Origin of the sequence: Sphingomonas sp. Leaf25 (assembly GCF_001421635.1) — a bacterium.
Taxonomy (GTDB): Bacteria; Pseudomonadota; Alphaproteobacteria; order Sphingomonadales; family Sphingomonadaceae; genus Sphingomonas.
This window is the reverse complement of the sequence record NZ_LMKU01000033.1, coordinates 104316-117225: the sequence shown is the minus strand read 5'-3', so window position 1 is coordinate 117225 and position 12910 is coordinate 104316. Positions and strand designations below refer to the sequence as shown.

9 protein-coding genes are annotated in these 12910 nt (G+C 69.4%); 3 read left to right on the top strand and 6 right to left on the bottom strand.

Going from position 1 to position 12910, the window contains the following annotated elements:
• Positions 1–17 precede the first annotated feature (17 nt).
• A complete protein-coding gene (locus tag ASE78_RS15570) occupies positions 18–314 on the bottom strand; it encodes a hypothetical protein (RefSeq protein ID WP_414887101.1) in 297 nt (98 codons plus the stop codon).
• A 104-nt stretch (positions 315–418) separates the two neighbouring features.
• On the opposite strand from ASE78_RS15570, the gene ASE78_RS15565 reads away from it, so the two are divergent.
• Complete coding sequence (locus ASE78_RS15565) at positions 419–2185, top strand: ATP-binding cassette domain-containing protein (RefSeq protein WP_056498343.1); 1767 nt, start codon at positions 419–421, stop codon at positions 2183–2185.
• A 415-nt stretch (positions 2186–2600) separates the two neighbouring features.
• Here ASE78_RS15565 and ASE78_RS15560 read toward each other — a convergent pair whose 3' ends face one another.
• The 5 genes from ASE78_RS15560 to ASE78_RS15540 are packed head-to-tail and all read right to left on the bottom strand — an operon-like array spanning position 2601 to position 10187.
• Positions 2601–3410, bottom strand: a complete 810-nt coding sequence (locus ASE78_RS15560; RefSeq protein WP_056498341.1) for an ATP-binding protein — start codon at positions 3408–3410, stop codon at positions 2601–2603.
• Between the two features lie 35 nt (positions 3411–3445).
• Positions 3446–5401 (bottom strand): tetratricopeptide repeat protein, encoded by a 1956-nt coding sequence (locus ASE78_RS15555; RefSeq protein ID WP_082467266.1) that lies wholly within the window; start codon positions 5399–5401, stop codon positions 3446–3448.
• Complete coding sequence (gene prsR / locus ASE78_RS15550; protein WP_055762289.1) at positions 5385–6734, bottom strand: PEP-CTERM-box response regulator transcription factor; 1350 nt, start codon at positions 6732–6734, stop codon at positions 5385–5387. Before prsR ends, ASE78_RS15555 begins: the two co-directional genes overlap by 17 nt.
• Positions 6731–8794, bottom strand: coding sequence for an XrtA/PEP-CTERM system histidine kinase PrsK (prsK, locus tag ASE78_RS15545; RefSeq protein ID WP_056498338.1), 2064 nt, complete (start codon positions 8792–8794; stop codon positions 6731–6733). The genes prsR and prsK overlap by 4 nt, the downstream gene beginning before the upstream one ends.
• A 4-nt stretch (positions 8795–8798) precedes the next feature.
• Complete coding sequence (locus ASE78_RS15540; RefSeq protein WP_056498336.1) at positions 8799–10187, bottom strand: TIGR03013 family XrtA/PEP-CTERM system glycosyltransferase; 1389 nt, start codon at positions 10185–10187, stop codon at positions 8799–8801.
• 241 nt (positions 10188–10428) lie between these two features.
• Here ASE78_RS15540 and ASE78_RS15535 point away from each other — a divergent pair, with 241 nt between their 5' ends.
• The gene (locus ASE78_RS15535; RefSeq protein WP_056499165.1) at positions 10429–11415 is read left to right on the top strand and encodes a mannose-1-phosphate guanylyltransferase; all 987 of its coding nucleotides are present in this window, start codon (positions 10429–10431) and stop codon (positions 11413–11415) included.
• 91 nt (positions 11416–11506) lie between these two features.
• On the top strand, positions 11507–12910 hold a 1404-nt coding region (locus ASE78_RS15530), incomplete at its 3' end, for a S41 family peptidase (RefSeq protein ID WP_056498333.1).

Sequence of the window (12910 nt, the reverse complement as noted above, 5' to 3'; positions counted from 1 at the left end):
GGCTTCTCTCCCTTATGTTAACGGCTGCGGCCGACGACCTGGCCGGTACGGGCATCGACATCGACCCAGATCACCGCGCCATCGCGCAGGAACTTGAGCGTGTAAATGCCCCGGTCGGGATCGTAGTCGAAGCCGAGATATTGCGCACCGCGCATCTGCGGCACGACGCGGCCCTCGATCTCGCGCAGCGGCAGGATGCGGCCCTGCGCGCGCGCGGTCCGGGCGGCCTGATGGTCGCGCAACAGTTGGTCGGGCATCGCCTGCGCGACCCCCGATACCGCCATCAACCCCGCCACAAGGAACCGAACGACCATCGTCATGGGGCGTGACATAGCGACAACGCATTGAACAGCCCGTGAATAGGGCAGACAGGCTGGCGTAACTTGCTTCGTCGCCGAGTGCGGCTTACCTGCCACACATGGCTGCACCGATTTTGTCGTACGAAGGCCTTGGACTCGTCCAGGGCAATGGCTGGTTGTTCCGCGGGCTCGACATCCATGTCGGGCAACGCGATCGTCTGGCGCTGATCGGGCGCAACGGGGCGGGCAAGACGACGCTGCTGAAACTGATCGCGGGCGCAGTCGATGCCGACGAGGGGCGACGGACGATCGTGCCAGGCACGCATGTCGTGCTGCTGGAACAGGACCCCAAGGTCGATGGCTATGCCACGCTGCGCGACTTTGCGCTCCGGGGACCAAAGGCACCGGCGGAGCATGAGGTCGACGCCATCGCCGACCAGCTCGGCATCGACCTCGATCGTGAGGCGGCGACCGCATCGGGCGGCGAGCGGCGGCGGGCGGCGATCGCGCGCGCGCTGGCCGAAAACCCCGACGTGCTGCTGCTCGACGAGCCGACCAACCACCTCGACCTGTCGGCGATCGAATGGCTGGAGGAATGGCTGAACCGCTTCAACGGCGCGTTCATCGTCATCAGCCACGACCGTACCTTCCTGACGCGGCTGACCAAGTCGACGCTGTGGCTCGATCGCGGCGGCATTCGCCGCGCCGAAATCGGCTTCGGCGGGTTCGAGGCATGGATGGAACAGGCCGCTGCCGAGGAGGAACGTGCCGCCCAGCGGCTCGACGCCAAGCTGAAGATCGAGGAACATTGGCTGCACCGCGGCGTCACCGCGCGGCGCAAGCGCAATATGGGGCGGCTGGAAAAGCTGCACGAGTTGCGCGCGCAGCGGGCGGCGATGCAGGGGCCGCAGGGCACCGCCAAATTGCAGGTCGAGGCCGACGACACCAAGACCAAGGTCGTGATCGACGCCGAGCATGTGACCAAGGGCTTCGGCGACCGGACCATCATCAAGGACTTCTCGCTGCGGGTGCGGCGCGGCGACCGGATCGGCATCGTCGGTGGCAATGGTGCCGGCAAGACGACGTTGCTGCGGATGCTGACCGGCGATCTCGAACCCGATTCGGGCAAGATCATGCGGGCGCATACGCTGGAGGGCATCGTCATCGATCAGCAGCGCAAGCTGATGGCCCCGGAAAAGCGGGTGCGCGACGTGCTGGCCGACGGCGGTGACTGGATCGAGGTCAACGGCTCGAAGAAGCATGTCCACGGATACCTCAAGGAGTTCCTGTTCGATCCGTCGATCGCCGAGGCGCGGATCGGCACCTTGTCGGGCGGTGAGCGATCGCGGCTGCTGCTGGCGCGCGAATTCGCCCGGCCGTCGAACCTGCTGGTGCTCGACGAGCCGACCAACGATCTCGACCTCGAGACGCTCGATCTGTTGCAGGAGGTGATCGGCGATTATGCCGGCACGGTGCTGATCGTCAGCCACGACCGCGACTTCCTCGACCGGACGGTGACGGTGACGCTGGGAATGGACGGGTCGGGCCATGTCGATGTAGTGCCCGGCGGCTATGCCGACTGGGTCGCCAAGCGGCGCGAGCGCAGCGCGGCGAAGGTCAAGGCCAAGCCGGTGGAAACCGTGGCCAAGCCCAAGTCAACCAAGATGAGCTACAAGGACCAGCGCGACCTCGACCTGTTGCCCAAACGCATCGAGGAACTCGAAGCGGCGATCGTGCGCGACGAGGCGCTGCTGGCCGACCCGGCGCTGTACACCAAGGACCCGAAGCGGTTCGCTTCGCTGAACGCACAGATCGATAAGGCGCGAGCGGAGAAGGATGCGGCGGAGGAGCGCTGGCTGGCGCTGGCGGAGTTGGCGGAGGTCTAATCTTCCGGCTGGTTCAGGTCAGATCGATATTCGACTCTGCGCGGCACAAGATCCGGCATTTTGGACCGAACGCGCGATCCGCTTCGTCACCCCGGACTGGTTCCGGGGTCCACCCAGCCGCACCCGTCGGCGCTCGAAGGTCGGACGACACCGATTGCCGCGCCGTGGACCCCGGAACAAGTCCGGGGTGACAGTACGGAGGTGTATGTCGATCCGTCCCAAGAAGATTGGTTCATGCGGAGGCGCGGAGACGCGGAGACGCGGAGACGCGGAGGAGTTTCGGGCGTGGCAGCCCGATCGCGTAGCGATCCCTTTTAGCGATCCTTGCTACGAAAGCAGATGGTTCCGCTGACGCGGAACGATCGGGAGCCGCAACTCCTCCGCGCCTCCGCGCCTCCGCGTGAACCCAACTTCTTTAGACCGCCTTCCCATGCCGCCCGGCCAGATCGGTGACATACTGCCACGCCACCCGGCCCGAGCGGCTGCCGCGCTTCGTCGCCCAGCCGATCGCGTCGTGCGCGTCGAACGGCAGGGTATAGGCGGCGCAATAGCGCTCGACGATCGCGACATACTGGTCCTGATCGACGACATGGAAGCCGAGCGACAGGCCGAAGCGGTCGGCGAGCGCCAGCGCGTCGTCGACGGTGTCGCGCGGGTTGATCGCGCTGTCTTGTTCCTTGAGGTCGCGGGGGACGAGGTGACGGCGATTGGCGGTGACAATCAGCCGGACGTTGCCGGGGCGACCTTCGGCACCGCCCTCCAGCAGCGAGCGCAGCGCCCTGCCCTCGGCGGGGGTGTCGAAGCCGAGATCGTCGACGAACACCACGAAGGCGCGCGCCACGCCGTCCAGCAGCGCGAACAGCCGGGGCAGGCCGTCCAAGGCAGTCGCAGGCGCTTCGACCAATGCCAGTGCGCCGCCGGTCGCCTGCACCTGCCCGACCGATGCCTTGACCAGCGCCGACTTGCCGGTGCCGCGCGCGCCCCACAGCAGCACGTCGTGCGCCGCCGCGCCGGCAGCCAACCGGTCGAGATTGGCAGTCAGCGCACCCTTCTGCACCTCGATCCCGACCAGCCGGTCGAGCGGCACCGGGCGAAAGCCGCGCGTCGCGCGCAGCACTTGGCCGTCCCAGCCATAGGCGGGATGCCCCAGCGGATCGGCGGCGGCGGGCGGCGGGGGTGCGAGGCGTTCGAGCGCCTCGGCAATACGGAACAGCGGATCGGTCATCGTACCCCCTTAGGCGGACGGCAGCCCGATTTGAACTACCCCGCCACTTCGGCGAGATGCGCGGCGATCACAGGGTCGGCGGGCGCGAGCGAAGCGGCCTTGCGCAACAACGGCAGCGCCGCGCCCGGATTGCCCGCGCGGTAGAGCGCCCAGCCATAGGCATCGACGACCAGCGGGTTGGCCGGGGCCAGCGCATAGCCCGCCGCGCCGAAGCTGGTCGCGGGGTCGCCCTGCCCGGCGGCGGCATAGGCACGGGCGAGGCCGGCCAGCACCGCGACGTCGCGGTCGCCGACGAGATCGCGCAACCGCTCGAACGTGGCGACCGCCGAGGCGACATCCCCCGCCGCCAACTGCCATTCGCCGGTCAGACGGAGCGCAGGGACGCTCGAAGGATTTTGCGCAAGATAGAGCGACAGCGCGGCGCTGGCCTCGCGGCGTTGCCCGGCTCGGGCACGCGCATCGACCAGCCGCAGCATCGTCGCCTCGTCGAAGCGGCTGGCGGTGGCGGCGGCATAGGCGGTGGCGGCCTCCGCCGGGCGGTTGGCGGCGGCATAGGCGTCGCCCAGCACGAGCTGCGCGGCCGGGGCACCGGGGTTGGCGGCGGCGACCGCGCGGGCGGCGGCCAGCGCCTCCGCCGCATCGCCTGCGCTTGCCAGTGCGCGAATATAGGGAACCGCGACCGCCGGATCGCCGGGCGTCGGCCGGGCGGCGGCGGCGAGCAAGCCGAGGCTCTCGTCGGGGGCGAAGGCGGTCGACCGGCCGCGGACCGGCGAGGCGGCGCGATCGAGGAACACCGCCGCCCCGGCACGATCGCCGATCCGCTCCAGCGCGCGGGCGGCGAGCGTCAGCGTATAGCTGTCGGCATCGGCGCGTTCGGCGGCGGGGCGGATATAGTCGAAGGCGTCGCGCGCGGCATCGCTTCGCAGCAGCGCCAGCGCCAGCAGCTTGCGCGCGGTGATGTTGGTCGGTTGCCGCGCGACCAGTTCGCGCAGGCCCACCGTCGCCTGCGCCGGCGCACCCTCGGCCAGATCGAGCGATGCGCCGAGCAGCAGCGCACCGGGCACGCCCTGCACCCCGCCGCCCGCCTTTTGCAGCACGCTGCGCGCGGTCGCCGGATCGCCAGCGCGCGCGGCGAGGACCGCCTGGAGATAATAGCCCTGCACGCTGCCCGGCCGCGCCGTCATTGCCCGGCGAACCGCGTCGAGCATCGCGCCCGTCCGTCCGCTGTCGCCCAAAGTCGCGGCGTAATCGATCAACGTGTCATGGGCGTAGGGGTCGCGCGCCAGCGCCGCCTCGAACCACGGCAGCGCGGCGGTCAGGCCATATTGGACGCGCATCGTCTGGCCGCGCAGCCGGAGCGTGTCGGGCGAGGTCGGATCGGCCCGGACCGCCGCCGCCGCCGCGTTGATCGCGCCGACCATGTCGCCAGCGCCCATGCGGATTTGCCCCAGCGCGACCCAGTCGGCGGCGCGACCGGGATCGCGCGCGACCGTCGGCTCGAGGATGGCGAGCGCGGCCACGACATCGCCCTGCCGCGCCAGCGCCTGCGCGCGGATGCGGTTGCCATAGCCGGCATAGCGCGGAACGGCCTTGCCCGCTTCGGCGATCGCGCCGGGCGCATCGCCTTGCAACAACCGGGCGTGCGCGCGCAGTTGGTGCGCGCGCGCCGGATCGAAGCCGCCCTCGACCGCGCGATCGAGCGCCGCCTGCGCCGCGAGGCCATCGCCGAGCGCGAGATGCGTCCGCGCCAGCACCGCCTGCGCGAAGCCCCAGCCGGGATCGGCGGCCACCGCCGCCTGCGCGCGCTGTCGGGCGACGCTCCAGTGGCCGGCCTGAAACTGGCCGAGCGCCTCGGCGATACCGGTGCGGGCGTCGGCCGGATCGGCCTTGGCCACGCGCGCACCGCCGGCCACCGCGATACAGGCGGCGGCAAGCGCCAGACCGGCGCCACCGAGCAGCGCGCGCAAGGGACGATCAGGGTTGCAGGTCATAGGCCTTCATCAGATCATAGAGCGTCGGCCGGCTGATGCCGAGCAGACGCGCGGTGCCGGAGATATTGCCCTGCGCGCGGGCCAGCGCATGGCGGATCGCGCCGCGATCGGCCGCCTCGCGCGCCGCCTTCAGGTTGATCGGGCCGTCGTCGCCCGCGCCCAGATCGAGGTCGGCGGCGGTGATATGCTTGCCATCGGCCATGATCGCCGCGCGCTTCACCCGGTTTTCCAGTTCGCGGACGTTGCCGGGCCAGCCCCAGGCGTCGATCGCCGACAGCGCGTCGGGGGCGAAGCGCTTGCCCCCCTGCCCCATCTGTCGCGCATGCCGATCGAGAAAGGCGCGGGCGAGCAGCACCGCATCGCCCGGCCGTTCCTTAAGCGAGGGGATGCGCACGACGATCTCGGCCAGCCGGTAATACAGGTCCTCGCGAAAGGTCTGCGCGGCGACCATCGCGTCGATGTCACGGTGGGTGGCGCAGACGATGCGGGTGTCGACCGGGATGGCCTTGCGCCCGCCGATCCGTTCGATCACCCGTTCCTGAAGGAACCGCAGCAGCTTCACCTGAAGCGGAAGCGGCACGTCGCCGATCTCGTCGAGGAACAGGGTGCCGCCCGCCGCCTGTTCGATCTTGCCCTCGGTCGTCTTGACCGCGCCGGTGAACGCGCCCTTCTCATGGCCGAACAGTTCGCTTTCGAGCAGGGTTTCGGGAATGGCGGCGCAGTTGATCGCGACGAAATTGCCGCGGCGGCGCGGCGATGCGTCGTGCAGGCCCCGCGCCAGCAGTTCCTTGCCGGTGCCCGACGCGCCGAGCAGCAGCACCGACACATCGGCCGGGGCTACCCGTTCGATGGTGCGCGTGACCTTCAGCATCTCGGGCGCGGCGGTGAGCATCCCGCCGAGCACCGTCTGCCCCTCGACCCGCTCGGCAAGGCGGCGGTTCTCCGCCTCCAGCGCATGGACGTGGAAGGCGCGGGCGACGATCAGCCCCAGCGCATCGATGTCGATCGGCTTGGCATAAAAGTCCCATGCGCCGAGTTCGATCGCACGCAGCGCGCTGGCGCGGTCTCCATGGCCGCTGGCCACCACGATCTTGGTATCGGGCTTGATCGCGAGGATCGCCTCCATCGTCGCGAAGCCTTCGCCCACGCCGTCGGGATCGGGCGGCAATCCCAGGTCGAGCGTCACCACCTGCGGTTCGGTGGCGCGCACGGCGGCGATCGCCGCCTCGCGGTCGCCCGCGACCGATATGGCATAGCCGTCATACGCCCAGCGAAGCTGGCGCTGGAGGCCGGGATCGTCCTCGACGATCAGCAGCGATTTGGTATCGGTCATGCGGCCTGTTCCAGCGTCGGCGGGGCAAGGGGGGATGCGGCAGGCAGCACCACGCGGAAGCGGGTGCCCTGGCCCGCGATGCTCTCGACATCGATCCGCCCGCCCATCGCCTCGGTCAACTGCCGCGCCTCATAGGCGCCGATGCCGAAGCCGGTCGGCTTGGACGAGACGAACGGGCGGAACAACTCGTCGCGGACGAACTGGCGGGTCATGCCGATGCCGGTGTCGATCACGTCGATCCATGCCGATGTCGCATCGCCACCGGTGACGATCCGCACCGGGGTGCTGCCGCCCGCGTCGAGCGCGTTGTGGGCCAGGTGGTCGATCACCTGTTGCAGCCGGGCGGGATCGGCGGCGGCATGAGGTTCGCCATCGCCCGAAACCTCGATCGCCCCGCGCAGGCGGAAGCGATGCGCCGACTGGGCGGCGATGGTCGCCAATGCCACCGGCCCCGGCGCGGCGGTGCGCGGCGGCTCGCGTTCGGCAAGGCGGGCGAGCAGGTCGCTCATCCGCGCGGCCGATTCGTTCAGCGTCGCGACCATGTCGGCGCGGAACGCGGGGTTGTTGGCATGGCGCTCGGCGTTGCGCGCGACGAGGCTTAGCTGGCTGACGATGTTCTTCACGTCGTGCAGGATGAAGGCGAAGCGGCGGTTGAACTCCTCGAACCGGCGCGCTTCGGCCAGCGCGCCCTGCGCACGGGCCTCGGCGAGATAGCTCGCCACCTGCCGCCCGGCGATGCGCAGCAGATCGAAATCCTCCCAGTCGAGTGCGCGGGGCAGCAGCGGACGGGCGAGCAGGATCGCCCCGGTCAGCCGGCCGAGGTGCGGCAGCGGCACGATGACCCAGGCGTCCTCCTGTGCCAGCAACGCGGGCGACACCGCATCGCGGTCGGCCACGCCTGCCGTCCCTTCGCGCACCGAATCGAGTTCGAGGATACGGCCGGTCGCATCGAGATAGGCGGCGAGCGCGGCGTCGCCATCGCCCGGCGGGACCGCGCCTTCCCAGTGCCACGTCGCCTGCAGCGCCAGTTCGCCGTCGTCGGCGACGAACAGCAGTCCGGCCGGCGAATCGGTCAGGTCGGCGACCGCCTTCACCAGCCGTTCGTCGAGCGGGGCGGCGCCCTTGGGTTCGCCCAGCGTCTCGGTGAAGCGGGTCCATTCGGCGCGATAGTCGTAGCGGTGGCGGAAGAGGTGCTTGGTCAGCTTCACCTTGATCCACGCCCGCAGCCAGCCCGACGACGCGGCGGTGAGCAGCGCGGCGGTCGAGCCGAACACGAACGCGGTCTGCGCGATACGGGCATGGGTGCCGCCCAGCGCGGCGATCAGCGCGGTGGCGAGGATGGTGATCGCGAAATAGGCGGCCAGTCCGAGCAGCGACAGCGAATGAAAGGCTACCGCGCGCGAAAGCTGCACCGAACCACCGCCGCGTCGCGACAGCGCCAGCGCGATCATCGCCGCCAGCGCGACCAGCGCCAGCCCGCGTGCGGCCATCAGTTCGCTCGGCACCTCGCGCAGCAGATAGAGCGCGATGCTGAAATTCGCATCGATCAGCCAGATCGCGCCGACCGCCAGCACCACCAGCCGCGCGCCCGAGGATGCCGCGCGCGGGAACATGCCGTGCAGCAGCGCCAGCGCGCCAAGCGCGGCGAGCGCGCGCAGCATCGTCGCCACGTCGAGCATCGCCTGCGCGCCGGCGGGATCGTGAATGGTCGGCACGGCGATGTGCAGCAACGCCTGCGTGGCGGTGACGGCGGCGACCGCGAGACAGGCGAGCGTCGCGCCCACCCCCAGCGTACCCCCGGCGCCCGAGCGCCGCTGGATCGCAACCAGCACCGCCAGCCAGCCGAGCGTGCGCACCCCTTCGAGCAGTCGCGTCTCGGGCTCGGCGCTGCCGTTGCCGGCGACCGACAGCGCCCAGAGCGCGGTCGCGCCAAGCGCCACGGCGAGCAGCGCGCGTGGCAGTTCGTCCTCGCCCTCGTCGCGCCGGGCGACCCATAATGTCAGCACGCCGAACAGCAGCGCGGCGGCCGCATGGCCCCAGATGACGATGCCGGTCAGCACGCGATCACCGCGCCCCGCTCGACCAGATGACGACCCGGAGTGTCTGGAGCAGGATCAGCAAATCGAGGAACGGCGAATAATTCTTGGCGTAGTAGAGGTCGTATTCGAGCTTCTGGCGCGCATCGTCGATCGAGGCGCCATAGGGATAGTTGATCTGCGCCCAGCCGGTGATGCCCGGCTTCACCATATGCCGCTCGGCATAATAGCGCAGTTGCGTTTCGAGGTCGGCGACGAACTGCGGCCGTTCGGGACGGGGGCCGACGAAGCTCATCTCGCCTTTCAGCACGCTCCAGCATTGCGGCAGTTCGTCGATGCGGCTCTTGCGCAGGAACCGCCCAACGCGGGTGATGCGCGGATCGTCCTTTTCGGCCCAGACGGCGGTGCCCGCGACCTCGGCATCGGTGCGCATCGAGCGGAGCTTGGGGATGTCGAAGCTGACGCCGTACAGGCCGACGCGGCGCTGGCGGTAGAAGGCGGGGCCGCGACTGTCGAGCTTCACCGCCAGTGCGGCAAGCGCGATGACCGGCAGCGTGATCCCGAGCAGCAGCAGGCTGGCGAGGACGTCGAACATCCGCTTGACGATGCTGGAGAACATCCGCCCCGAGGAAAATCCGTCGGAGAAGATCAGCCACGACGGATTGACGCTGTCGAGATCGACGCGGCCGGTCTCGCGTTCGAGGAAGGTCGAGATCTCGTTGACGTGGACGCCGGTGGTCTTGATCCGCAACAGGTCCTTGAGCGGCAGCGCCCCGCGCCGTTCCTCGAGCGCGAGGACGACTTCGGCCGCCCCCAGCAGCACGACATGATCGGCGAGATTGTGGATCGCGTCGCGGGCGATCGCTTCGGGGATCATCCGGTCGCTTTCGCGCATCGCGATATAGCCGACAACGACGAAGCCCGCGCCGGGTGCCTGTCCCAGCGTCTTGAGCCGTAGCGCGCGCTCGCCCGCCCCCAGCACCACGACGCGCCGCTTGAACGCCTGTCCGCCGAGCAGCGTGCCGGTGACGATCCGCAGCAGCACCAGCAGCACGACCGCGAAACCCATCGCGTAGAGCAGGTTGGAACGCCACAACATGATCGTCGGGAACAGGAACAGCAGCAGCGAGATGAAGATGACGCCGAGCGAGATCGCGACCAGCAGCCGCGCGGTCGCGAAGCGCAGCGATTGCAGCGAATCAGTGCCATACACCCCGACCGCGACCATCGCGAGTTCGAGACTGACCGCGAAGCTCGCCAGTTCGGCGATGCGGCCGTGCGTCGGCCCCACTTCCATGCCGATCTGCATCGCGCGCACGACCCAGCCGAGCTCGCCCGCCAGCAGCAGGACCGCGAAGTCGAGGACGCCCAGCAGGAGGACGGCATTGGGCACATAGTGCTTGAACAGCCGGATCATGGTTGGAGTCCCGAAACAGGTGTAAGGCCAGCCGACACCCACCCGCTATCGCGCGAAAGGGCAAAGAAATACTGAACGCGGCGGATACTCTTTTCGCGCTTGTTGTTATAGCGCAACGGCCACCCGCTTCAGGCTGGCATGGCGCTCGTCTGCGCCGCATCGGAGACTCCATCGCATGTCGTCGCAACCCGCCATCGTCCCCGTCATTCTCTCGGGGGGGTCGGGGACCCGGCTGTGGCCGATGTCGCGCCCGGAAAAGCCCAAGCAGTTCCTGGCGCTGACCGCCGAGGAGACGATGCTGCAACTGACCGCGCGGCGGACGGTCGGGGCGGATTATGCCGCGCCGATCGTCGTCGCCAATGCCAGCCATGCCAGCGCGGTCGAGGAACAGCTCGCCGCGGTCGACCTCAGCCCGCAGGCGGTGATCCTCGAGCCGATGGCGCGCAACACCGCGCCGGCGATCGCGTTGGCGGCGATCGCGGCGGGCGCGGGCGATGCGCCGCTGCTCGTCATGCCGTCCGACCATGTCATCGCCGATCTGGAGGCGTTCCGCGCCGCCATCGCCCGTGCATTGCCGCTGGTCGCCGATGGCTGGCTGGTGACGTTCGGCATCACCCCCGACGCGCCCGAGACCGGCTATGGCTGGATCAAGGTCGGCGAACCGCTGGTCGAGGGGGTCCACCGCGTCGACCGCTTCGTCGAGAAGCCGCCGCTCGACAAGGCAGAGGCGATGCTGGCGTCGGGCGATCATGCGTGGAACGGCGGCATCTTCCTGTTCCGCGCCGACAAGTTCCTCGAAGCGCTCGACGTCCATGTGCCCGCGATGGGCCGCGCCGCGCGCCAATCGATGGAGCGGGCGGCGCGCGACGGCATCTGCATCCGTCCCGACGCCGAGTCCTTTGCCGCCTGTCCGTCGGATTCGATCGACTATGCGGTGATGGAACGCGCCGAGCGGGTCGCGGTGGCGCCGGTGGCGATGGGGTGGAACGACGTCGGGAGCTGGGACGCGCTGCACGCGATCAGCGAGCTCGACGCCGAACTGAACACGCACGGCGGCAACGTCACCATCCTCGATTCGACCAATTGCCTCGTCCGGTCGGACGGGGTGCGGATCGCGATGGTCGGGGTCAAGGACCTGATCGTCGTCGCCAGCGGCAACGACGTGATGATCCTGCCGCGCGGCCGGTCGCAGGAGGTCAAGCGGCTGATCGAGGCGATGAAGCCGTAATCCCGGGGGTACGCCGCCTGCACCGAGAATCCATTTCCCTTTGGTCGGCCCGGGTATAGGCTGCGGGCAGGATCAGGAGTGGAGTGGGCGTATGCGGGGTCGGTTCGGGGCGGCATTGGGCGTGCTGGCAATGCTGTCGGCATGCGGCGGCGGCGGGAGCGGCGCCGGGACCATCGGCAGCGGCGGTGGCGGATCGACCGGCGGTACGCCGACCGCCAGCCCCACGCCGACCGCCACGACCGGCTGTTCGCTGCGCGAGCGGCAGGACTGGGCACTGGCCCAGCTTCGCGAATGGTATCTCTTTCCCGAAACGCTGCCCGCCAGCCCCGACCCCACGTCGTTCACCACGGTCGGCGGCTATATCGATTCGCTGACCGCGACCGCGCGGGCGCAGGGCAAGGACCGGTATTTCACCTATCTCACCTCGATCGCCGAGGAGAACGCCTATTACAGCTCGGGATCGACCGCGGGCTATGGCGTGCGCTTCGCGCTTGATTCGACCGGGCGGCGGCTGCTCGTGACCGAGGCGTTCGAGGGCGGGCCGGCGCTGGCCGCCGGGATCGATCGCGGGACCGAGATCACCCAGATCGGCACCAGCAGCGCTACCTTACGCGACGTGTCGGCGATCATCGCCGCCGAGGGCACCGCCGGGCTGACCACCGCGCTGGGGCCGGACAGTGCGGGGACGACGCGCACCTTCCGCTTCCGCACGATCGAGGGGACGACGACCACCGCGAACGTCGCCAAGACCGATTTCAACCTGCTGCCGGTATCGACCCGCTATGGCGCCAAGGTGTTGCAGGACGGATCGAAGCGGGTCGGCTATATCAACCTGCGCACCTTCATCTCGCCGGCCAACCAGCCGCTGCGCGATGCCTTCGCCAGTTTCCGGGCGCAGGGGATCACCGAGTTCGTCATCGACTTCCGCTACAATGGCGGCGGGCTGATCTCGGTCGCCGAGCTTATGGGCGACCTGCTGGGCGGCGGCAAGTCGGGCAGCGACGTGTACAGCTATACGTCGTTCCGGCCCGAGAAGGCGTCCGAGAATACGGTCAAGTATTTCGCCCCGACCGCACAGTCGGTGACGCCGACCAAGATCGCCTTCATCGGCACCGGCAATACCGCGTCGGCGAGCGAACTGGTCATCAACGCCTTCGTGCCCTACCTCGGCAACAACATGGCGCTGGTCGGCACCAACACCTATGGCAAGCCGGTCGGCCAGATCGGGCTCGACCGGGCCGGGTGCGACGACCGGCTGCGGGTCGTGGCGCTGGCGGTGCAGAACTCGGCGCGGTCGGCGGCCTATTACAACGGGCTTGCCACCACCGTGCCCAACACCTGTCAGGCGAGCGACGACATCAGCTATCCGCTGGGCGATGTTCGAGAACAGTCGGTGGCGCGCGCGCTCGACTTCCTTGCCGGGCGGCAGTGTTCGCGGATCGGCGCATCGGCCAGCGCGCGGGGCGACGGGCTGAACGCATCGCTGCGCTCGCTT